The 21,403-nt window shown below is 68.7% G+C and carries 19 protein-coding genes, 1 tRNA gene and 1 pseudogene; 10 read left to right on the top strand and 11 right to left on the bottom strand.

From position 1 onward, the window contains the following. Positions 1 to 17: 17 nt before the first annotated feature. Positions 18 to 3,098, bottom strand: coding sequence for an N-6 DNA methylase (locus tag ACGFS9_RS22315; protein WP_179886921.1), 3,081 nt, complete (start codon positions 3,096 to 3,098; stop codon positions 18 to 20). Positions 3,099 to 3,326: 228 nt separating this feature from the next. Between ACGFS9_RS22315 and ACGFS9_RS22310 the strand changes: the two genes are divergently transcribed. Continuing rightward, on the top strand, positions 3,327 to 3,881 hold the full coding sequence (locus ACGFS9_RS22310) for an HD domain-containing protein (protein ID WP_393255578.1): 555 nt from the start codon (positions 3,327 to 3,329) through the stop codon (positions 3,879 to 3,881). Here ACGFS9_RS22310 and ACGFS9_RS22305 read toward each other — a convergent pair. Further along, complete coding sequence (locus ACGFS9_RS22305) at positions 3,869 to 4,336, bottom strand: NUDIX hydrolase (RefSeq protein ID WP_393255498.1); 468 nt, start codon at positions 4,334 to 4,336, stop codon at positions 3,869 to 3,871. The two genes, ACGFS9_RS22310 and ACGFS9_RS22305, sit on opposite strands and share 13 nt — an antisense overlap. Next, a pseudogene (locus tag ACGFS9_RS22300) lies at positions 4,323 to 5,096 on the bottom strand (helix-turn-helix transcriptional regulator). The gene ACGFS9_RS22305 and the pseudogene ACGFS9_RS22300 overlap by 14 nt, the downstream one beginning before the upstream one ends. A 96-nt stretch (positions 5,097 to 5,192) precedes the next feature. Between ACGFS9_RS22300 and ACGFS9_RS22295 the strand changes: the two are divergent. The 7 genes from ACGFS9_RS22295 to ACGFS9_RS22265 all read left to right on the top strand — a co-directional run bounded on the left by ACGFS9_RS22295 (position 5,193) and on the right by ACGFS9_RS22265 (position 9,697). Continuing rightward, the gene (locus tag ACGFS9_RS22295) at positions 5,193 to 5,885 is read left to right on the top strand and encodes an HAD family hydrolase (protein WP_393255496.1); all 693 of its coding nucleotides are present in this window, start codon (positions 5,193 to 5,195) and stop codon (positions 5,883 to 5,885) included. A gap of 105 nt (positions 5,886 to 5,990) precedes the next feature. Further along, positions 5,991 to 6,893, top strand: a complete 903-nt coding sequence (locus ACGFS9_RS22290) for a radical SAM protein (protein ID WP_393255494.1) — start codon at positions 5,991 to 5,993, stop codon at positions 6,891 to 6,893. Between the two features lie 61 nt (positions 6,894 to 6,954). Further along, entirely contained in the window at positions 6,955 to 7,527 is a 573-nt protein-coding gene (locus tag ACGFS9_RS22285) for a hypothetical protein (protein ID WP_393255493.1), read from the top strand. After that, on the top strand, positions 7,445 to 8,107 hold the full coding sequence (locus tag ACGFS9_RS22280; RefSeq protein WP_393255491.1) for a class I SAM-dependent methyltransferase: 663 nt from the start codon (positions 7,445 to 7,447) through the stop codon (positions 8,105 to 8,107). The genes ACGFS9_RS22285 and ACGFS9_RS22280 overlap by 83 nt, the downstream gene beginning before the upstream one ends. A gap of 11 nt (positions 8,108 to 8,118) precedes the next feature. After that, the gene (locus ACGFS9_RS22275) at positions 8,119 to 8,706 is read left to right on the top strand and encodes a class IV adenylate cyclase (RefSeq protein WP_393255490.1); all 588 of its coding nucleotides are present in this window, start codon (positions 8,119 to 8,121) and stop codon (positions 8,704 to 8,706) included. A 19-nt stretch (positions 8,707 to 8,725) separates the two neighbouring features. Continuing rightward, positions 8,726 to 9,100, top strand: coding sequence for a hypothetical protein (locus ACGFS9_RS22270; protein ID WP_393255488.1), 375 nt, complete (start codon positions 8,726 to 8,728; stop codon positions 9,098 to 9,100). A 183-nt stretch (positions 9,101 to 9,283) separates the two neighbouring features. Further along, positions 9,284 to 9,697: an NUDIX hydrolase gene (locus ACGFS9_RS22265; protein WP_364885714.1), complete on the top strand. Its 414-nt coding sequence runs from the start codon at positions 9,284 to 9,286 to the stop codon at positions 9,695 to 9,697. A gap of 104 nt (positions 9,698 to 9,801) precedes the next feature. Here ACGFS9_RS22265 and ACGFS9_RS22260 read toward each other — a convergent pair whose 3' ends face one another. The 5 genes from ACGFS9_RS22260 to ACGFS9_RS22240 form a co-directional block, all read right to left on the bottom strand. Beyond that, on the bottom strand, positions 9,802 to 11,514 hold the full coding sequence (locus ACGFS9_RS22260) for a mobilization protein (protein WP_393255486.1): 1,713 nt from the start codon (positions 11,512 to 11,514) through the stop codon (positions 9,802 to 9,804). After that, complete coding sequence (locus ACGFS9_RS22255; protein WP_393255485.1) at positions 11,511 to 12,071, bottom strand: MobC family plasmid mobilization relaxosome protein; 561 nt, start codon at positions 12,069 to 12,071, stop codon at positions 11,511 to 11,513. The genes ACGFS9_RS22260 and ACGFS9_RS22255 overlap by 4 nt, the downstream gene beginning before the upstream one ends. 323 nt (positions 12,072 to 12,394) lie before the next feature. Beyond that, positions 12,395 to 13,249 (bottom strand): DUF2637 domain-containing protein, encoded by an 855-nt coding sequence (locus ACGFS9_RS22250; protein WP_393255484.1) that lies wholly within the window; start codon positions 13,247 to 13,249, stop codon positions 12,395 to 12,397. A 418-nt stretch (positions 13,250 to 13,667) separates the two neighbouring features. Continuing rightward, entirely contained in the window at positions 13,668 to 14,966 is a 1,299-nt protein-coding gene (locus ACGFS9_RS22245; RefSeq protein ID WP_393255482.1) for a DUF3631 domain-containing protein, read from the bottom strand. Between the two features lie 233 nt (positions 14,967 to 15,199). Continuing rightward, positions 15,200 to 15,430: a hypothetical protein gene (locus tag ACGFS9_RS22240; RefSeq protein WP_393255480.1), complete on the bottom strand. Its 231-nt coding sequence runs from the start codon at positions 15,428 to 15,430 to the stop codon at positions 15,200 to 15,202. 94 nt (positions 15,431 to 15,524) lie between these two features. On the opposite strand from ACGFS9_RS22240, the gene ACGFS9_RS22235 reads away from it, so the two are divergent. Together ACGFS9_RS22235 and ACGFS9_RS22230 are read left to right on the top strand one after the other, a co-directional pair. Continuing rightward, positions 15,525 to 16,226 carry a helix-turn-helix transcriptional regulator gene (locus ACGFS9_RS22235; protein WP_359156223.1) on the top strand — a complete coding sequence of 234 codons (702 nt, stop codon included), beginning with the start codon at positions 15,525 to 15,527 and terminating at the stop codon, positions 16,224 to 16,226. Continuing rightward, positions 16,223 to 17,896 carry a tyrosine-type recombinase/integrase gene (locus tag ACGFS9_RS22230; RefSeq protein WP_393255478.1) on the top strand — a complete coding sequence of 558 codons (1,674 nt, stop codon included), beginning with the start codon at positions 16,223 to 16,225 and terminating at the stop codon, positions 17,894 to 17,896. The genes ACGFS9_RS22235 and ACGFS9_RS22230 overlap by 4 nt, the downstream gene beginning before the upstream one ends. A gap of 128 nt (positions 17,897 to 18,024) precedes the next feature. On the opposite strand, the gene ACGFS9_RS22225 is transcribed toward ACGFS9_RS22230, so the two are convergent. From ACGFS9_RS22225 to ACGFS9_RS22215, 3 genes are all read right to left on the bottom strand, one after another. Next, a tRNA-Thr gene (locus ACGFS9_RS22225) sits at positions 18,025 to 18,098 on the bottom strand. Positions 18,099 to 18,206: 108 nt separating this feature from the next. Beyond that, on the bottom strand, positions 18,207 to 19,790 hold the full coding sequence (locus tag ACGFS9_RS22220) for an alpha/beta hydrolase (RefSeq protein WP_393255476.1): 1,584 nt from the start codon (positions 19,788 to 19,790) through the stop codon (positions 18,207 to 18,209). A 254-nt stretch (positions 19,791 to 20,044) separates the two neighbouring features. Continuing rightward, entirely contained in the window at positions 20,045 to 21,250 is a 1,206-nt protein-coding gene (locus ACGFS9_RS22215; protein ID WP_393255474.1) for a DNA polymerase III subunit delta', read from the bottom strand. Positions 21,251 to 21,403: the final 153 nt, after the last annotated feature.

Below are 21,403 nucleotides of genomic sequence, written 5' to 3'. Positions count from 1 at the left end.
AGCGAAGGCCAGCGGTTTCAGCCGATTAGTTCGGTAATCAGTTGATCCAGCTCTTCGGCGTCGGTCGAGCTGAGGAGAAAGTCGCGCAGGGCCCGCCGGATCTGGATATAGCTCCTACCGCCCTCGAACTTCAGCTCCGCGATCCGCTGGGCCTCCGCCTCGCCGATCTCCGCGATTCGTACGTGCTTGGCGTCGGTCGGATCGAAGTCCGGGATGGGAAGCTCCCATACGGCCTTGTCGATGTGCCGCTCGTCCTTGCCGTAGGACATCAGCGGGCGCACGGTTTCGGTAAGGCGCGGGGCGTTGAGTAGCGCAAGGAGGTACATGCCCTCCTGCCTCGTGGCAACCGCGGCCCAGTACAGGACGTGCTCAATAACCGCGTTCGGGTCGTCCACCAGCGCAGCGGACACGTGCATTCCGGATGCGCCGTACACCACCCGTAGGGGGGCGCTGGGAAGCTGGTCTGTCAGTCCCCTACGGAAGTCAAGCCTCTCTGTCAGCGAGAGCCGTTCACTGGAACGGTTGTCATCCCAGAGTCGTTCGGCGTCGCGCCACCATTTCGCCAGGTCCGGGTATCGGTCGAGATGGTCATGCTCGCCGTCCATGAGGGTCCTCGTTCCCTCGATGGGCAGGACAGCCCTATCGGCGCCCAGAATCCGATAGGGGACGACATGCTCGCCGAGCAGGACGGGCCGGACAAACTGCTTCTCAACCGATCCTTCCCGGTCGGGAAGTTCCTTCCAGGGCTTCTTCTCCAGAGTGCTCCGCTGAGAGCGCACTGACACCCGGCCGCCTCCGAGGCCGAGAGGATTGGCGGCCTGCTCCTTGACGAAGAAGAGGACCTTGGGGACAACGGTAGCCCCTTGCCCGAACCGGCTCCGGTATGGCGAGCTGATCAGACCTTCCTTGGGATAGCGCAACTCACCTGCCTTCCGGGTGATCCAGCCCTTGGCGTGTTCCCAGGGAGCAGCGCTCTTGGAAATCTTCCCGGTCCAGATCTCGGTCTGCTTGGGCAGTGGGACGGCGCTGTTGCCTCGTTGTCCGATAGCGAGGGGGCGACGGCGACCGAAGATGACGGCGGCGCCGCGGGGAAAGAAGTGCGGTCGCAGTCGGCGCAGGTCCCAGGAGCCGGTGAAGTTGACCTTGACGGGGTGGTCAGGGTCAGCCCAGTCCCCGCTGCGGAAGCCGAGCCAATAAGGACGGTCCAGGACCGGGTTGGGAACGACGAAGGCAAAGGAGCCGTCCTCGCGTAGATACTGCTGAACGGCGCGGGCGATGAACAGCCCAGAGAGGTCTTGGTGGGTGGCTACCTCGAAGCCCCGCCACAAGCCGCGGGCCTGCATCATTTCCTTGAAGGTTTTCTGCATGTCGGCCGACATATGTCGATAGGAGAGCCAGGGCGGGTTGCCGATGAGTACGTCTACGCGATTCTCAGCGCGCGACAGCCACATGGGGCGGGCCAGGTTGCGGACGTAGTAGGACCAGATGTGGTTGCGGCCCTCGTCGACCAGGTCGCACAGGACGCGGAAGTTCTCCGTCAGCTCATCCCGGTCATCCGCGTCGGAGACCCCGTGCCGATTGAAGAGGGCAACGAGGGAGGGCAGCTTTCCTTGAGTCCGGTGTGGGTCGGCCGCCTTATCTGCGAGCTCGTTCACAATCGCGTCGAAGCGACTGGCGTCCTGCAGCAATGCTTCGGAGAAGCGCAATTCGTTGGCGAAGAGCTGGTTGCCCGTGCCGGTCTGGATGACGAGATGGCCATGGTCGATGAGGTCTGTGCGCTGGTCCCACTGAACGCTGTCACCCAGGTAGACGGGGACGCTTATTGGGCCGCGCTCCTCCGACGTGAGTGTCTCGCGGCCGATGGCGAGGAGGTAGGTGACGCGAGCCAGTGCCACCGCGACGGGGTGGAGATCGATGCCAGCAACGTGGTCGTGCAGGCTGTCCAATGCTTCGCGCAATGGCAAACCGGCGTCCTGTGCGGCGGCCAGGTAGCGGCGGACGCCGTGGAAGAGAAACGTGCCGGAACCGCACGACGGATCCATGATCCGCAGGTTCAGCGGATCGGGGACCGCCTCGGTCACCGTCGCTTCCGCCAGCCAGTCCGGCGTGTAGTACTCCCCCTGCTTCTTACGGGTCTCGGCGGCAATCACCGACTCGTACAAAACCTTCAGTACGTCGTGCTCGACTCTTGACCAATCAAAGCCGGATAGGCGACGAGAGAGGTCTCGGACGAACCCCTCGCCGCCTTCAATCTCCAGCGGCCAGCCGAAGAAATCCGACTCCACAACACCCGAAATCCTCGCCTGCGTGAACAGCTGACCGTTGACTAGCGAGGCTGGCGGGGTGTCCTTCACGTCGATGCCCATCACCGCGTGGGCGATGATCGAGGCGGTATTCACGAGGAGCGTGTGCTCGATGAACAGATCGTCGCTGTCCTCGAACTGAGCGCCCAGTGCGCTGCGCAGCAGCCGCGACCACAGATCGCGCTTCAGCTGAACGGTCGGCAGGCTCTTGTTTTCCTCATACAGCGCGGTCAGTACCGCCTTGTCGATGGAGTGGGCGACGCTGTCCGCTCCAAGGCGGGTCGCGATGGCATCCGGCGTGGGTGCCGCGCCCTCGGACGTCGCCAAAACACCTTCGAGCCAACGGACCAGGTCCAGCGGCTTGACGTTGCGATCCTGCGCAACGAAATGGTTCACCTCGTTCAGCTCGTTGTTGACCAGCGTGTAGGCACGCCAGTCAGCGCCGTCTGTGAGAATTCCGACGTGTCGCCGCTCGCGCTGCTCGGTACGGGCCCGCACGTACTTCGCCAGCTGCGCCACCGCGTCCTTGCGGATCTTTGGACGGCTGATGTCCTTCTTGACCTCTATGACGGTCGCGCCCATCTCAATATCGATGCGGTGACCGGTACCGCCGCCCACCTGCGCTTCCAGCACGGGAGTTAGGAGATCATGCTCGCCTAGATTGAGATCCGCATCCAGCAGGAACTGGCGGATGTCCGCCTGTAGTGTCGCTTCAGCGCGGACAGCCTTGCGCTCGATGACCCGCTTGAACACTGTTTCAAGCGCGGTGGGCGAGGGAGGTACGGAGAGCGTCACGGCGAGAGCTCCAAGAGCATCAGGGTCTGCAGGTAAGCGAGGGACTTCTGGTCCCGTCGACCATTGTCGTGCAGCTACGCCTGCTGGCACAGCCCCACTCGCGTGCCGCAGCATCGCCCTAGACTCATACCAGGCCATACCGGCCTATCTGGCTTCAACCCGCTGAGCCTCGTTACCTATGGGGCATGAGCGAGTGGCGCCCTGGGCACGAACGCTGACATGGATGACATGTTCGGTAAGTGGGCGATGGAACTAGCACAAACCGAACTCAGCGGTCCACTTCCACGACGGTGGGCGCATACACAAGGAGTGGTTGAGCGCGCGACTGAAGTGTGTCCGGTCCTCGGCGTAGACGCTGGCCTGCTCCTCGCTGCTGCCACGCTGCATGACGTCGGGTACGCACCCCGGCTCGCAGTGACCGGTTTCCACCCGCTGGACGGAGCCCGGTTCCTCCGTGACAAGCACAGGGCCAACGAGCGGCTGGTGCGGCTGGTCGCGAACCACTCGTTCGCGCTTGTGGAAGCCGCGGAGCGGGGGCTGCGGGAGGAGCTGGCGAGCGAGTTCCCCTTGCTGGATGAGCCGCTGCTGGTGGACGCCCTCGTGTACTGCGACATGACCACCACGCCCGACGGCGACCGAACCACCGCGCAGGATCGGGTCGCGGAGATCCGCAGCCGCTACGGGGACGACAGCGTGGTCGGGCGGTTCATCCGCCGGGCGGCTCCCGAGATCTTTGCCTCCGTGAAGCGGGTGGAAGCCGCCTTGGCGGCTCAGCCGATGTAGGGGTAGGTGCCGGCGAGGTAGTCCCCGATCTGCTGGCGCATGCTCGGGTGGATGTCGTACTGGTCGAGGTCGGCCGGCTGGACGAAGCAGACGCCGTCGGCCTCCTCGTTGATCGTGGGCACTCCGCCGACGGGCCGGCCAATGTAGGTGTTCTCGTACTGCTGGCGGATCTCGCCGTCGGTGTACGCGACGATGTGGTTCGGGTTGGTGTAGACGCCGAGGAACCCGGTGAGCTCCGCGATGATCCCGGTCTCCTCCAAGCACTCGCGCACCGCGCACTCGGCCGCGGTCTCGCCGATGTCCTGGGCTCCGCCGGGGAGAGCCCACTGGCCGGTGTCGCGGCGCCGCTGGAGGAGGATGGCGCCCGTCTCGTCGGCGACGAGCAGGTTGCTGGCCGGGATGAGGGTGTTCGCCTTCGGGGCAGACGGGTCGTTGTAGTACTCAGTCCTGCCCATGGTCGGCGATCCTCTCCTGGTCGGGTGCCCATTGTCTCGCTGCGGCCCAGACAGCGTCGAAGCTTTCCGCTTAGTTGTCGAACCACCCTGTATCGCCTGCCCTCTTGAGGTGCAGGAGGGGGTTGGCGCTGGCCGGTTGACCCCAGATGTGTGGGTTGACGAGCAGGTTGTCGTCGTAGCGGAACATGGACGTGTAGAGGGTGGTGTCGTGGAGTCGTACGCCGCACCCGGCCTCGCCCAGCAGCGGGCGGTAGTACGTCAGTGAAGCGCGGATCTTGGCGGCGAGGGTGTCGCCGATTCCCTCCTCGCGGCCCCGTACGGCGACTGCCTGTCCGTCGGGGTCGCCGAAGCACAGGCGGACCCGGACGCCCTCGGCGGCACGTTCGGAGAGCATCTTGGCGACGTGGGGGTTGGACTGGGCGAAGAAGGTGCCGGAGAAGACGAGGACGCCGATCTCATGCCGCGCCTCTCGCAGCAGTGCGAGCCATACATCCCGGGGCACGCTGGCCCGGTTCTGGTAGGTGCCGACCAGCTCGGTGCCTAACCCGTCCCTCGGCCGGCCTGGACGCTTGGACGGCTCGGGCCAGAGAAAGGTCTCTTCGACGCGCAGGTGTCGCGCGACGCGGAAGCGGTGCCGTGCATGGGGAATCCGTCCGCCCAGCCATCGGCTGACCGTCTTGGGATCTACCTCGCAGATCTCGGCGAGTGCATCGGGCGAGACGCCGCGTTGGCCGAGCACAGTGCGCAGTCGGTTGTTCACAGCAGCCATCGAATCGGCACGGCGCGTGATCGCGCAAGGACGTTTTGGGACGCAGTCCGTTGTCGTGGAACCTCGCGGACTGCCTACTCTGGCGGCATGGAGCTCTTCGTCCTGTGGGACATCGACCACACCCTCATCGAGAACGCGGGGGTCAGCAAGGAGATCTACGCCGCTGCCTTTCGTGCCCTCTCAGGTCGCGAGCCCACGGAGCCGGCGCGAACTGAGGGGCGTACGGATCGTCTGATCATGCGCGACATGTTCGCCCGCGAAGGGCTGCCCGTGCCCGACTGGCACCTCATCGAAGCAGCACTCGCCCAGGCAGGGGAAGCGCGCCTGGAGGAGCTGCGCAGGCGCGGGACCGCCCTGCCCGGTGTGCACGACGCCCTGAAAGCCGCCTCGGCTCAGACTGGTTGGGTCTCCTCAGTCCTCACCGGCAATGTCGCCACCAACGCCCGTGTGAAGCTTGCCGCGTTCGGGCTCGACTCCCTGCTTGATCTACCGGTCGGCGCCTACGGAGCGGACGCGGAGCTCCGCCCCCACCTGGTCGCTGTCGCCCGCGAGCGCGCACAGCGGCTTCATGGTGTTCCGGCCGACGTTCCCACCGTCCTCGTGGGGGACACCCCTCGTGACGTGGACGCGGCTCTGACCACAGGCTCCGGCGTCCTCGCTGTCGCCTCTGGCATCCACACCCAGGAGGAACTGACCGCCGCCGGAGCCGTCGAAGTCCTGCCCGACCTGTCGGACACGAAGCGTGTCCTCGGCATTCTGGAGTCCTTCGCAGGTCACTGAAGATGTCCCAGGACGTCCTTGGACCGTCCCCGAACGCGGTGTCGAGGTCCCCGAGCAGAAGGCCACTATCAGGCTCCCACCAGGCAATCAGCCGAAGGAGCCGACGTGATCGAGGAAGTCACCGGGATCAAGAAGATCCGCATGCTGTACCTGCAGCTGCTCTACCGCTGCAACTTCACGTGCCTGCACTGCTTCCACGGCAAGCGGCTTCAGTACGCCGACGCCTTCACCGTCGACGAAGCCGCGGGTCTTCTCACCCTGATGCGGGACGAGTACGGCACCGAGGCCGTGACCCTGCTTGGCGGAGAGCCCTTCGTCCACCGGGACCTCGCGCAGGTCGTCCGCCACGCCAAGGAGGAACTGGGCCTGCGCGTCGAGATCTGCACCAACGGGTACCGGATCGAGCGCCGTCTGACCAAGATCGCCCCCTCCCTGGACCTGCTCAGGGTTTCGCTGGAGGGCGTCGGGTCGACCAACGACGGCATCCGAAAGCAGGGCAGCTACAAGAGCGCGCTGGAAGCGCTCCGGCTGGCTCGGGATCTCGGCGTTCCGACCGGTGCGACCATGACCGTCACCTCGAGGAACATCGCCGAAGTCCTGCCCCTCGGAAGGGCCTTGGCGCAGCTCGGGGTCCGGCAGCTCAAGCTCCACCACCTGCGGCCGGTCGGCAACGCCGCCGATCATCCCGAGCTGCTGGTCACCTCCCCTTCCGCCTACGGGCGGCTCCGGGACGAGCTGGCGTCAGCCGATCTGCCCTTGGAGGTGATCGTCGACGAGGACCTCTCCGAGGACGGTGCCCCGCAGGTGTGCGCGCCCTCCGACGGTCCTCGCGAAATCGACCGCATCGAGGTCGACCCGCGCGGTGCGCTGACCATGTCCTGCAAGGCCGTGGGCAAGGACGCGCACGCCTTCTGGTACGAGAAGGCGGCAGGACGCATCGTCCACAAACCCTCGTCCGTCGACGAGCTCACCCTCGCGGTACCGGACGTGGTGTACGGCCGTGCCTGAACGCCCGCGCTTCGAGAGCCTGGAGGGATTGCGCGGCACCGGCAAATCCACCCTGGCGCCCATGCTCGCCGCCGCCCGGCAGGCCGTCCTCGTCGCTACCGTCCCTCTGCCCTACCAGCCGCTCAGACAGGCGCTGGACGAGCGGACGAATGTAGAGGCACGGATGTGCTTCTACCTCTCGGGCCTGTTCACCGCGGCCGAGGAGATCCAGCACCACCTCGACGCCGGCGTCCCGGTCGTCGTCGAGAGCTACTTCGCCCGGTGCCTCACCACTCACCGGGCCCTGGGGGCACAACTCGGTATCACCCTGCCGAGCTGGCTGCCGACACCCGCTACCTACCACCTCGTCTGCGACGACGACGAGAGGCGGCGTCGACTCGCTGGGCGGAACAAGCCGGTGTCGCGGTGGGACTCACTGATCGAGACCGCTACGGACCGGGTGACGGACGCCTACGCATCGTTTCCGATGCATCGCGTCGACACCACGGGGCGCAGCCCCGACGAGGTCCTCCGAGTGATCATGGATACCGAGACGCAAGGAGCGCACCCCCATGCAGACTCAGAGCCTGTGGGAGCACACGCTCACGTTCTTCCCGCAGTTCCTCGCCACGCTGCGGGAACGTGTCGCCCCTGACGCCACCGTCGCGGTGGTCGGCGCGAGTGACGGCAAGTTCGTCCTGCCCCTCGCCGCCGCCGGCTACCGCGTCGTCGCCATCGAACGCGACGCGGTCGCCCTCCACGGGGGCGACATCCACCTCCCGGGTGACAGCCAGGCCCACGCGTTGGGACTGATCGATCGCCTGAAGCTCGAAGAGCTCCACGAACGCGTAGAGGTTGTTGAGGACGATTTCCTGAACGGCGAGCCCCTGGGCCTGCAGTGCGACGCGGTCTGGACGAGCTGCTCGTGGCACTACAGTGCCAACCACCACCGCCCGCTTGGCGAGTTCGTCGACCGTATGCAGCGCCTGGTTCGCCCAGGCGGCATCTTCGGCGCGGAGTTCATGATGCCCGTCGAAAGACGCCACCACATGATCGAGCACTACACCTCCCCGGAACGCCTTCACCCCCACTTCATCGGCGGCTGGGAGGTCCTGCTCACCCTGCGCACCACTGAGTTCACGGAGCGCGCCCACGTCGGCCAGCTGCACGACCACACCCACCGCATGGGCCTCCTGCTCGCGGCCCGGACGTCCACCCTCACCGACCACTTCTGAGAGAAGGCCCCATGAAGCACGAGTACGAGGCGAAGTTCCTGGCCGTCGACGTCGCCGACCTCCAGAACAAGCTGAGCGCCCTCAATGCGGTCCAGGCGTTCCCCCGCACGCTCCTCACCCGCAAGATCTTCGAGAACGACTCCCTCGACGGCGGGGCCTGGATTCGGCTGCGGGACGAGGGCACCCGCTCGACGCTCACGCTCAAGCAGGTCACCGACGCAACGACGATCGACGGCACCAAGGAGATCGAGACCGAGGTCACCGACCTGCACGCCATGGCCGACATCCTGCGCCGGGTCGGCCTCACCGAGGTCCGGTACCAGGAGAACTACCGCGAGGAATGGCGCCTGGGTGAGGTCGCCTTCGACTTCGACACCTGGCCCGACCTCCCCACCTTCCTGGAGATCGAAGGCCCCGACGAGGCATCGGTGCGCCAGGCCGCCGCCCTGCTGGACCTCGACTACTCCGAAGCCCGGTTCGGCAGCGTCGACGAGATCTACAAGAGCGAGTCCAACCGCGACATCCTCTCCGAACCCACGCTCCTGTTCTCCGAAGCCGAGAAGCAGAAGGAAGCTTCTCCCACGGCCCAGGACCATTGATCGCGGAGGGAGACGAGCGATGCTGACGGAAGTCGCCCTACAGCACAGGGTGATCCCCGGGATCGCCGAGTTCGCCCGAGGAGGACTGCCCTCACCGGCGGCCACCGACGACGGCAACGAGTGGGTCGACGGAGCCTGCTGGCTCTACTGCGGGCAGCGGTGGACGCGCGTCCTGTGGATCGGTCCCGCCAAAGTCGCCGGGGCCCAAGCCCCGATGTACGCGTGCGGCGCCTGCATCGGCGAGCTACAGGAACGGGTCTGGCAATCCTTCTTCAACGAGAACCGCCCGGCTGGCTCCACCCGGCCGAGCGAATCCACCGAGGTGGGGCAGTCGACCTCCGGTAGGAGAACCGGCAGGCATCGGGGCCAGAGCAGGCTCTTCCGCCGTAATTAAGCCCCCGCCCCGGTCACGCTGGCGCTCGCTGTCCCCCGCAGCGAAAGCCCGTGACCGGGGCGGGTCATTGGCGTGCGTGCCTTCGGCGGAAGCCCCGAGACGAACAGCCTGACAACACAGCGACCGTTTCACGTCCACCGATACGGTCTTCCCTGCCATCCTGGGCCTCTTGGAGGAGCAGTCGTGACGCAGCAGACCACGGACAAGCAGCCGGGCATCGCCGCCGCCATCGTCGTTCACGACGGCCGCGTGCTCATGGTCCGCCGCCGGGTGAGCGAGGGGCAGCTCTCCTGGCAGTTCCCCGCCGGGGAGGTCGAGCCCGGCGAAGGGCGCGAGGCCGCCGCCGTACGGGAGACCCGGGAAGAGACAGGGCTGACCGTTGAGGCGGTCAAGCTGCTCGGCGAGCGCGTTCACCCCAAGTCGGGCCGCTTCATGTCCTACACCGCCTGCCAGATCCTGGGCGGCACGGCTCACGTCGCCGATACCGAGGAGCTTGCCGAGCTTGCCTGGGTCACCCTCGGCGACATCCCGGAGTACGTGCCGTACGGGCTGTTCGAGCCGGTGCAGGACTACCTCGACGGTGCCTTGTCCGCGTAGACCGCTCCGAGCTCCGGCGGGGAACTGCGGGCGAGCACCAAAGCTCCACGACTTACTGGGTCTTGCCTGGATGCAGGGCTCCGTGCCAACGAACGCCTCCCCCCTCACAGACGTGGACGGTGCTTCTGTTCCGCCGGGACCGCCGACCGTGCGGGCTCAGCCACACCGGCCGATAGTGCAGTCGCGGACAGTCGCATGGTCGTCGTCCTGCGGGCGGCTTCGGCGCGGGGGTTGGGTGGGGGGTTGCGGCTGGTGTGCTGGATGCGGGTGATCAGGACGCGGGCGGGCTGGCGGGCGCTCGTGAGTTCGCGCTGAGCGGCGGCTTCCTTGAGGAGCTGGTGGGGTTTGTGGCCGCCTGCTTCAGCGTCGGCGAGGACGGTGGCGAGGCCCGGCCAGGCGGGGTCGGTGAGGATGCGGTCGGCGTGGTCGGGGACGGCGGCCCGGACGTCATGGGCCAGGGTTCGGCTGGCCTGGTCGCCCGGCTGACGAGCGGCGAGGTTGTCGATGACCGGGACGAGGGCGTGGTCGGCGACGTTGTGTAGGTGATGCAGGGCCTGACGGGCGGCTTCGGCCTGGTGGGCGTGGTTCTTCTCCTCGTGCCAGCGGGCGGCGATGATCGTGGCCCAGACGAGGGCGGCGAGCAGGGCTGCGAAGGCGCTGCCGTCCGGGCCGGTGGCGGTGCGGGCGACGTCGCGGGTCGCGCGGCGCAGGGTATGGGCGACCTGGTTCTCAGCGCAGATCTGGGAGCGCTGGGCGCGGGCGAATGTCCGTGCTGCGGTTCGCAGTTCGGCTCGGAAGTGGTCAGGGGCTTTCTGTGCGGTGGCCTCGATGAGTTCGCCGAGCGCCGTGATGTGGGCCTGGGCGTGGGTGTCGTCGGTCATGCCCTGGTGGAGGGTGTCGAGGGCGTCGGTGGCCTGGTGCCAGGGGGTGGTGGGGCGCTGTCGGCGTGCGGTGGGGTGTTCTTCGGATGCGGTGGTTTCGAGGCGGGCCTTGAGCTTGGGGAGGGTGAGGTCGGGGGCGATCGTTCCGCCGGGGAGGAAGATCTGCTTCCCGTCCCTGTTGAGGTCGCCGGGGCGGCCGGCGGCGTAGCCGAGGAGGTCTCCGGACGGGGCGCGGCGGGGCTTGATCGCGATGCCGTCGGCTTCGAGGTAGGCGAGGAGTTCCTCGGCGTTGGTGGCGTGGGGGATGGCGGCGCGGATGCGGTCCTGGAGCCAGTCGGCGCTGGTCTGTTCCCAGCCGAGGCGTTGAGCCTTGTGCATCTCTGCCTGGGTGGGGCGCTTTCCGGCGGTGCGGTCGCCCTTCTTCAGTTGGCGCAGGCCGTAGTCGGTCTCGATCTGGCGGCAGGCGTCGCCGACGCGGATGCCGCTGCCGTGGAGTTTGGGGCGGCGGCCGTCTTCGCGGACGGTGGTGGCGAGGATGTGGATGTGGTCGTCCGCGTGGCGTACGGCGATCCAGCGGCAGCTGAGGTCGTCGCCGGGCGGGGCGATACCTGCGGCTTCGACGATGCGGTGGGCGATGTCGGCCCACTCGGCATCGGAGAGGTGCCGGTCCTCGGGGGCTGCGCGGACGGGGCAGTGCCAGACGTGGTCGGTGATCTTCTTCCCGAACTCGCTGTTCCGGAGATGCACCGGCTCGTCCAGGTGGTGGGCGAGCTGGGTGAGGGTGGCGTCCGGGTTCCGGCCGGGGTCGGGCATGCCGAGCATCGCGAAGCCGGCGACGATGTGCGGGTCGAGGTGCTCGTCGTGGCGGCCGGGGCCGTAGAGGTAGGCGAGCAGGCCACGGGTGTTGGACCCGGCCGGTTTGATGGCTGCTATCACGCGGCCTGCTCCTTCTCCGCTTCTACGGGTTCACACAGAGCCCCTGCGATCAGGTCCAGCAGGTGGTGCAGCTCGTCGAGACGGTCACGTACGTCAGACGGGGTGAGGTCGCTGTTGAGGGCGCGGGCGATCTGGTTGACGTTGACGCCGATCCGGTTGAGCTCGCGCAGTACCTGGGCGCGGAACATGTGGGTGCGGCGACGGTCCTCGGACAGCGGCAGGTTCGCCGTGAACCGGCCGGTGATGAAGGCGAGGGCGATGTCCGCGGTGAAGCCGGATTCCCCTTTGTAGCCGTGCTCGGCTGCGGCCTCCTGGAGCGCGGCGTGCTCGTCTCCGGTGAAGCGCAGCGGTCCGACACGGACGGTCCGCTTGGTGCCGGTGAAGCGGCGAATCGTCGGCTGCACGCTCTGCGGTGCTCGTTCGCCGACTATCGGTTCGGTGGGGGGTGCGGGGCTGAGGATCTGCTGCTGGACGGCGTGGAGCTCGTCCGGGTCGGGGCCGCCCTCGGCCCCGACCTCCCGGCCAAGCGCCCCCTGGCGCTGGGCCGTCTCCGCCACCCCCGGGGCGGAGATCCCCGAAGACCGGCCTTGAGTCGGACTCGGGGTACTACTGGCTCCGCCCGGGGCAGCCCGTCCGAACGCCCGACGCAGTCGGGACAGCAGCGTACGGGGCTGTGCCGAGGCGGGCGGCTCAGCGGAGGTGTCGTCAGGTAGGTGCTGGCTGTGCTGCATGGAAGATGCTCCAGATGCGGCTCGGCGGACAGGATCACGGCGACCCGGTGGCGCGAGCCATCGCGTTGTCACAGGTGTGGGGATCTGCGGGGCGACCGGCGTGTGCTTGGGTGACCGGAAGGGTTCCGGTCACCCGAGCACATGAGGCGTCAGCCTCCGGAGACCGTGATGCCAGCGGCTTCGAGTTCCGGCCGGAGCGACTCCATGACTTCGGTCTGCCGCGCGCTTCCGATCGTCAAGTTCCGGTCCTTCACGGCAGCTCGCAGCAGGCCACGCGTGAGTTTGCCGTGCTGGCGACCGGCGGCCCGGCCGATGGACTTCAGTTCTTCGATGGTCGCCTTCGGAGGACGGCCGCCGACTGGTTTGGCCTTCGGCACCGGGGACGTGGATTCCGTCCATTCCTCGCCAGAAGCTTGCGGAACCTCGGCGGCAGCGTCCTGCCGTCGGCCCTCGCCGTGCTCACTGACCGGCCGGTTCCGCACAGCTACGGAGCCGATACCGGAGGGGGCATCGGTTGGTGCCACAAGCTGGTGGATCTGTCGCATCAGCACGCCGAACGCCACCATCGCGGCGGCCGGAGGGACGGCAGCGACCACGTAGTCGAGGAGCGGAACACTGCGCTCGCTCTCCGCGGCGCTGACCCCAGCGACGTTCAGTGCGATAGAGCCGACCGATCCGGCAGCGGTTACGGCGACGGCCCAGAGGTCGGTCGTACGCCGGAGCGCAGCCCGCAGCATGAGCAATTCACCGGCGACGATGAACGCGTCCAGGGTGGCGGGCCAGGCCCACCGGCGGATGGGGGATGCGCCCAGCCCGTGCTGGCCTGCGACATCGGCGAGGTGCGCGTAGGACAGCCAGAACGCTCCGGCTGTCAGAACCACGATGACGATGCCGGCCGCGCCGAGCACGAGCCGCTCTGCGTCGGCACGCTTCGGGCGCTGCCCTTCGGCTGGGACGTCATCTCGTGTCTGCGGTGATGACGTGGTGAGGTGCGGGGCGGTCAAGCGGGAATCTCCTTGGGGGTAGTGGGTGAGGGGCGTCTTTGCCGTCTTGTGCGTTGCACGTGCAGGTCAGCGCGGTACGGCAGCGCGCTGGACGTGCCGTCTTGGCAGAAGCTCTGGCGTCTTGTCCCGACTCGGGACAGGGGTGAGGCGGATCCACTGCGGCTCGTGTCCGGGCGCCTGCATCCGCTGGGACGGCCGGTCGCGGCAGCCGTCCCAGCGAGCCGGACTGTGACCTGCTGCGATACGGCGAAGACGCCTGGGACGGGCCAAGACGGATCTGGACGCTGTCCCCCTGCTGGCTGCACGTGCTCAGGCGCGTGCGCTGCCGTCTTGCCCTTGGCTGCCGTCTTGCTGCTGTGCGCCCTGACCTGCACGATCACGGCAGGGACGGCAAGTACGGCAACCAGGGAGGTGGGGGTCAGCTTTCGCCGCGTCGAGCGTCGACCGGGTGGACGGTCGGGCAGTACCGCCGCCAGGCGTCCAGGAACTTGTTGCGCGTGTAGCCCTTGCGCTGAGTCCGGTCGGCCATGCGCACGTTGCCGGGCCGGATGTCGTAGTCGCGCAGCATCCCGCTGAGCTCCCGGGAGGTCAGGCCGTAGCGTCCACGCTCTCCCCACGGGGCTTCGGCATCCGCGTTCAGGTGGTGCAGGAGGTCTTCGGTGGAGAGGCTGTCCGCCTCCCGCTGCGCGAAGAAGACTCGTCGGATGTCAGCGAGGATCCGCGCCCCACTCGGGTGGTCCTCCTCAGCTGCCACCTCGGCCGCGACCATCCGTGCGCACGCGATCCGCGCAAGCCGTGGCCAGCGACCGCCGGCCAGGTCCGCGATGATCACCAGAGGCTCCCAGGTGTCGGCGGCTCGATCCTCGACCGGCATCTCCGGCTCCAGGCTCGCAGCGTCCTCCAGTAGCGGGAGGGCCCAGGCACGGATACGGTCGCGCTGTTCGTGCAGGGCCGGGATGTCGCGTCGCGAGCGGAAGGGTTTGACCTTCTCGCCCTCGGCCCTGCGGCGCATACGGATGACGACGGATCGATCCATGACGGTGTCCGGCAGGTCACCGATCCCCGCGATGGCCGCCATGGCGAAGGTGGCGAACCTGTGCGGGGTGTGGTCGTTGCCAACGACCCGGGTGACGTACCGGCCGCGCTGGTGGCCGGCGTTGAGGAGTCCGCGTGTTTCCTCGTTCTTCTCCGCGACCTTGGGGCCGAAGATGGTGTCGGCCTCGTCCACCAGCAGCGTCGGTGGCTCCTCCTCGTTGATCGAGCGGAAGATGGCCGCTGGTGTGGTGTTGATGGTGAGCATCGGCTCGTGGACCGTCTCGGTCAACACGTCCAGGAGCCGCGACTTCCCGCACCGTTTCGCAGGTCCCACCACTGCCAGCCGAGGGGCGTGCTGCCAGGCGGGCTGGAGCTGCGTCGCCGCCACCCAGAGGGTGGTCGCGTCCAGCGCCTCGGGAGAGGGCAGAATCACGAACTGGGCTATCTGGGAGCGCAGTTCGTCCAGCAGATCCGAGCCCGGCGTCGGCTCCGCGTCGGGAATGGTCTCCAGGCCCCTTGCCGGGTCCGCCTCGCGGCCGTCAGCCGGACCATCGTGCATCTCCGCTGTGGCATAGGCGGCCTGGGTCGCACCCAGATGAGCGCCGGGCTGGCCGGGGATGGCCGTGGCGGGCCAGGCCGCTCGGGCGGGGGTGGAATAGGAGTCGGGGTTTTCGGGTTGCACTGGGCGGCTCCTCGTCTGGCGGCTGCGGGCTTGCACGCCCTTGCCGCCGGGTCGGATCTCACGGGATTGCTGGGGAGTCCTGGAGCCTCCGGCGTTGCACCGTCGGAGGCTCTCCCTCTTCTCGCGGGGGTCTCGGTACCGCGAGCGACCACGGACAGTACGTCCACGCCGTGCCACAGTCCAGCGTTTCTGTGTCAGCTCAGCGCAGAAGCGCCTACGGCGCATCAGGTGCCTCATGCGGCCAGCCCCAGCAGGGCCAACAGGTCTGCGGTCACCACCCGGTAGGCGTTCCCGAGCCTGAGCACCTTGCACGGGTACTGGCCGCGCTTGGCCAACGCGTAGCCCTTGCTCCGGCCGAGCCCCAGCGCGCGGTTACCTGTCTCCAGGTCAACGGCCGCCGGGAGTCCCAGAAGCTCCTCGCGACTCATCCCCTTCGCCCCTCCGGCGTCTTCGTTCTGGCGCATGCGCACTCCATCCCTGACTGAGCCCACGGCGAACGCGACCTCCGCGTCCGTCTCCAGGTCTTGGAATCAACGCTAAGCGAGCTAATGTGTCTACATGACACAACGCAGGAGTCACCATGGATCGAGCAAGGCCGACGACGAGGACGACGTCCCGGAGTGGGTGGACCAGGTCATGGCCACCGTGGCCGCCGAGGTCCGCAGACGACGGAAGGAATTGGGTTGGAGCGCACAGGACTTGGCCGACAGATGCGCGGAGATCGGCCATCCGATCCCCCGCAACGTCATCGCCAACATGGAGTCCGGACGCCGCTCCAACCTGCCCTTGGTCGACGTCATGGTGCTGGCCGAAGCCCTGAACACCCCACCCATCTGCCTGCTCTATCCCGTGGGCTACATCGAGGACGTGCAGCGGCTCCCGCTCCAGGACTCCACTTCCACTCTGGATGCGCTGCGCTGGTTCACCGGAGAGGAGACCGATCTCGGCGCGGACGACGACATGCTCCGCTACTTCCGAGCCCATCACGCCGCCCAGGAGCGGCTGCGAAGTGCGCGACGCGACGAGGAGTACGCGCGCTACCACGCCCAGACCGCCCCGAATGCCGACCGGAAGGCCGAGGCACTCCGCTCCCAGGCCCGCGCCGCCGAGACGGCCGACGACGCCGAAGACCGCCTGCGCAGAGTTCGCGCCTTCATCGAGGAAGAGGGCGTCACGCCCCCGTTCCTGTGGCCCGACCTGGCCGACGTAGTCGACTCATCCGGGAGCGATCCCGAAACCAGCGAGGAGAATGATCTTTGAAGGGCTCCACCTACCGCCGCTGCTCCTGCCGCGACCCGAAGACCGGCAAGGAACTCGGCACCTCCTGCCCCAAGCGCAACAGCAGGAACCACTGCACCTACTCCGTCCGCCAGGAGCTCTCACCCCGCGAGGACGGCAGCCGCCGCTCCTTCGCCCGTGGCGGGTACGCGAGTCTCAAGGCCGCCCAGGCCGACCTCGACCACGTACGCGCCTTGCTCGGGCTCGCCGACTCGGACGACCCCGAGGGCACCGAACTCATCGCCGAGATGCTGGCCGAGGTCAGTCGCGAGCGGTCACCTCTGCCCGAGGTCGAGGAGACGCGGCGGCGCCTCAACTCCGGTCAGGACCTCATAGGCAGCCTGACCGTCGCCGAATGGCTCGACCGGTGGTTGGCCGGCAAGCGCATACGCAAGTCCGGTCTCAACCGCTACGAGACCGATATCCGCGTCCATCTGAAGCCGCGCATCGGCAGCCGGCGCCTGGACCGGCTGCGCGTCAGCCACCTCAGCGAGATGTTCACCGACATTCGCGAGGCGAACGCCCAGATCCTGGAGGACAACGCCCAACGGCGAGCCGCTCTCGACGAGCTGGGGACGGTGCCGTGGAAGGGCGTCGGGAACCGGGCTCGTCGCAAGGCCATGAAAGCCGCGATCGACGAGATGCCGCCCTTTCGGCGCGTCACCGGCCCTGCCACACGGCTGCACGTAAAGGCCACTCTCCGGGCCGCCCTGAACGACGCGATCGGGCAGCAGATCATCACGTTCAACCCGGCCGCCCATGTCGAGATAGACCCCGTGCGCAAGCCGAAGGCGCTCGTGTGGACGGACGAGCGGGTCGCCAAGTGGGAGCAGACGGGCGAGAAGCCGTCGCCCGTGATGGTCTGGACGCCGGAACAGACCGGTGCCTTCCTCGACTTCGTCGTCGAGGACCGGCTGTACGCGATGTGGCACCTGATCGCGTTCCGCGGCCTGCGCCGAGGCGAGGCGTGCGGCCAGCCGTGGTCGGAGACGAACCTCGACACCCACTTCCTCACCGTCTCCTCTCAACTCGTCCAGGACGGCTGGGAGGTGGAAGCGTCCGACCCCAAGACCGACAGCGGCTCCCGCGTGGTCGCCCTCGACGACGACACCGTCGACGTCCTGAAGCACCACCGCGAACGGCAGGAAACGGCCCGCGAAGAATGGGGCACAGCCTGGGTCGAGACCGGCCACGTCTTCACGCAGGAAGACGGCTCCTGGCTCCACCCCGGCAAGGTGACCGACCTCTTCGAACGCCTCGTCGCCGCCTCCGGTCTCCCGCCGATCCGCCTGCACGATCTGCGCCACGGCGCGGCTACCCTCATGCTCGCCGCCGGCATCGACATCAAGATCGTGTCGGACACCCTTGGGCACAGCGACACCCGCATCACGCGGGACATCTATCAGAGCGTCCTCCCCCACGTCGGCAAGAGTGCCGCCGAGGCCACCGCGAAGCTCGTCCCCCTCCAGCGCAAGGCCGAGGCCGAGAAGGCCGCGCGCAAGGCCGCGAAGAAGGAGAAGGCCAGGAAGGCTGCGGCCGAGGCGGCCGACGTCGGCAAGGGCAGCAAGGGCGGCGGCAAGCCGAAGCGGGACAAGGTGAAAGCCCAGGCCAAGGCTGCCAAGAAGGCCACCCGCCGCAAGCCCAAGAAGTAGGTACCCGAGCGGCTCCGCTCACGCACCGCTCACGCAGGCAACGTCACGGCAACCCGGCCGTGTGACCCGCCATGCCCCGAGCAACAGAAAACCCCAGGTCACGGGCTATGTGACCTGGGGTTCTTCTGAGCCGCCTTCGGGATTCGAACCCGAGACCTACGCATTACGAGTGCGTTGCTCTGGCCATCTGAGCTAAGGCGGCGCGCTGCCCACACCTATGGTGCGATCGGCAACGTCGGTAAGTCTACACAGTTTCGAGGGGTGCTCCGCACACCCCCCGAGGCGGCCGGGGGGTGCGGCTGCGGCAGGGCTATGAGCAGCGCTTTCCCTGCTTGGGCGGGGTGCCCGTCAGCAGGTAGCGGTCGATCGCCGCGTCGATGCACGCGCTGCCGCGGCCGTACGCGGTGTGGCCGTCGCCGACGTAGGTGAGCAGGGTCGCGGAGGAGAGCTGGGAGGCGAGGGACTCGGCCCACCGGTAGGGGGTGGCCGGGTCCCGGGTGGTCCCCACGACGAGGATCGGCGCCGCGCCCTTGGCCTCGATGCGGTGGGCCTCACCGGTGTTCGCGACCGGCCAGTAGGCGCAGTTCAGCGAGGCCCAGGCGAGGCCCTCGCCGAAGACGGGGGACGCCTTCTCGAACGCCGGCAGGGCCTCCTCGACCTGGTCCGGGGTGGAGAAGGCGGGCGGCAGGTCCAGGCAGTTCACGGCGGCGTTGGCGAACATCAGGTTCGCGTACCGTCCGTCGGCGTCCCGCTCGTAGTAGCTGTCGGACAGGGCGAGCAGACCCGCGCCGTCCTTGCCCTTCATGGCCGAGGCGAGCGCCTCCCGCAGCTGCGGCCAGGCGGACTCGTCGTACATCGCCGCGATGACCCCGGTCGTCGCGAGCGCCTCGCCGAGCTTGCGGCCGTCCGCGTCACCCGCCGGGATCGGCGTCTTGTCGAGCTGCCGGAAGAACGCCTTCAGGTTCCGGCCCACCTCGTCGGGGCCCGTGCCCGCGTCGCCCAGCGGACAGTCGGCGTGCCGGACGCAGTCCTTCGCGAAGGACTGGAACGCCGTCTCGAAGCCGGCCGTCTGCTCCTCGTTGAGCCTGCGGGCGGGCAGGGAGGGGTCCAGTGCTCCGTCCAGCACCATCCGGCCCACCCTGGCCGGGTACAGGCCGGCGTAGGTGGCCCCCAGGAAGGTCCCGTAGGACGCCCCCACGTAGTTCAACTTCGCGTCCCCCAGGACGGCCCGGAGGATGTCCATGTCCCGGGCGGCCTCGACGGTGGAGACGTGCCGCAGCAGCTCGGGCGAGCGCGCGCCGCAGCCCTCCGCGAACTTCTTGTAGGCGTCGACCAGTGCGTCCGTCTCCCGTCCGCTGTCCGGCGTGGTGTCCGTCTGCGTGTAGGCGTCCATCGCGGGACCGCTCAGGCACTCGACCGGCTCGCTGCGCGCAACGCCGCGCGGGTCGACCGCGACCATGTCGTAGCGGGCGCGGACGTCCGCGGGGTAGCCGATGCCCGCGTACGACTGGAGGTAGCCGATCGCCGAGCCGCCCGGTCCGCCCGGGTTGACCAGCAGCGACCCGATGCGCTCGCCCGGGCCGGTGGCCTTCTTGCGGGACACCGCCAGGCGCACGTCCCCGGCTTCCGGTCGCGCGTAGTCGAGGGGCGCCTTCATCGTCGCGCACTCGAAACCCGGGGCACCGCAGCTGCGCCAGTCCAGCTTCTGCGCGTAGTACGGCGTCAGGGCCGCGGGAGTGGAGCGGGGCAGCGCGGTCAGCACCGCGTCCGCCTTCGTGGCCGTCGCCGTGGAACTCCCGGAGGAGCAGGCGGAGATGAGCAGCGCCGCGGCGGCCAGCAGCAGGCCGCCGCGACGGAGGGGCCGGGTCGGCCGGGAGGTGCGCCTCGTGTCCATCTCGCGAGGGTAACCGTGCGCGATCAATTGATCACCTTCAGTCGCCGGTGCGGCTCGTACGAGTGACGCGGTCAACCCGGCACCCGGGGCCGGCCGGGTCCGGGGCGGCCCGGCCGGGCACGGCCCGTCGTGCGGGAGCCCGCCGCGCTCGGCACCGCCCGCACCCCGCGGGGAAGACGCCGTCGGACGGGAGCGGGTCCGGGCCGCCCACCGGGGCTCGGCCCGCGCGGAGCGTCCCGATCACCCACCCAGGCTCAGCCCGCGCGGAGCGCCATCGTCATGGCCTCCACCGCGAGCAGCGGCGCGACGTTGCGGTCGAGGGCCTCGCGGCACGCCGCGATCGCGTCGATCCGGCGCAGGGTCGACTCCGGCGCGCTGCCGCGGGCCAGCCGCTGCAGCACGTCGTCCGCGTCCGCGTTGGCGATCGCCAGCCGGGAGCCGAGCTGGAGGGCGAGCACGTCGCGGTAGAACATGGTGAGGTCGACCAGCGCCAGGTCGAGGCTGTCGCGCTGGGTACGCGTTCTCCGGCGCTTCTGCCGGTCCTCCAGCTCCTTCATGACGCCCGCGGTGCCGCGCGGCATCCGGCCGCCCTGCGCCGCCCCGAGTGCCGCCTTCAGCTCCTCGGTCTCCTTGACGTCGACTTCCTCGGCGAGCTGCTTGGCGTCCTCCGACGCCGTGTCGATCAGCTCCTGCGCCGCTTTGAGGCAGCCGCCGACGTCGTCGATCCGCAAGGGCAGCTTGAGGACCGCGGCGCGCCGCCGGCGGGCGCTCGGGTCCGTGGCGAGGCGCCGGGCCCGCCCGATGTGCCCCTGGGTCGCCCGTGCGGCGACCGCCGCCACGTCGGGCTCGACGCCGTCCCGCCGTACGAGGATGTCGGCGACCGCCTCGACCGGCGGGGTCCGCAGGGTGAGCAGCCGGCAGCGCGAGCGGATGGTGGGCAGCACGTCCTCGACGGACGGCGCGCACAGCAGCCACACGGTGCGCGGGGCGGGCTCCTCGACGGCCTTCAGCAGGACGTTGCCCGCGCCCTCCGTGAGCCGGTCCGCGTCCTCCAGGACGATGACCTGCCAGCGTCCGACGGCCGGGGAGAGCTGGGCGCGGCGGACCAGGTCGCGGGTCTCCTTCACGCCGATGGAGAGCAGGTCGGTACGGACGATCTCGACGTCGGCGTGGGTGCCGACGAGGCTCGTGTGACAGCCGTCGCAGAATCCGCAGCCGGGCATCCCGCCGAGGGCGCGGTCGGGGCTGACGCACTGCAACGCCGCCGCGAAGGCCCGCGCCGCGGTGGCGCGGCCCGAGCCGGGCGGGCCGGTGAACAGCCAGGCGTGCGTCATCCTCGACGCCTCCGGAACCGGTGCGCTCGCCGTGGTCGCCGTGACGAGGGCGTCGGCGTCCCGGGCGGCGGCGGCGAGCTGCTCGCTCACCCTCTCCTGGCCCACCAGGTCGTCCCACACGGGCATGGGCCCGCCCTCCCGTCGCGTCGCGTCGTGTCGTGCGTCATCCATTGTGCGGGTCGCCACCGACAACCGGTCCCCCGTCCGACGGGCCCGGGCCGACGGCACGGCGTGGGTACCGGCGGCCCGCAGCCGTCGGCGCCCCCCCTCGGCCCTCCC

The organism is Streptomyces sp. NPDC048566, assembly GCF_043199735.1.
GTDB lineage: Bacteria > Actinomycetota > Actinomycetes > Streptomycetales > Streptomycetaceae > Streptomyces.
Note: the sequence above shows the minus strand (reverse complement) of the source record. Positions and strands in the feature narration are given on the sequence as shown.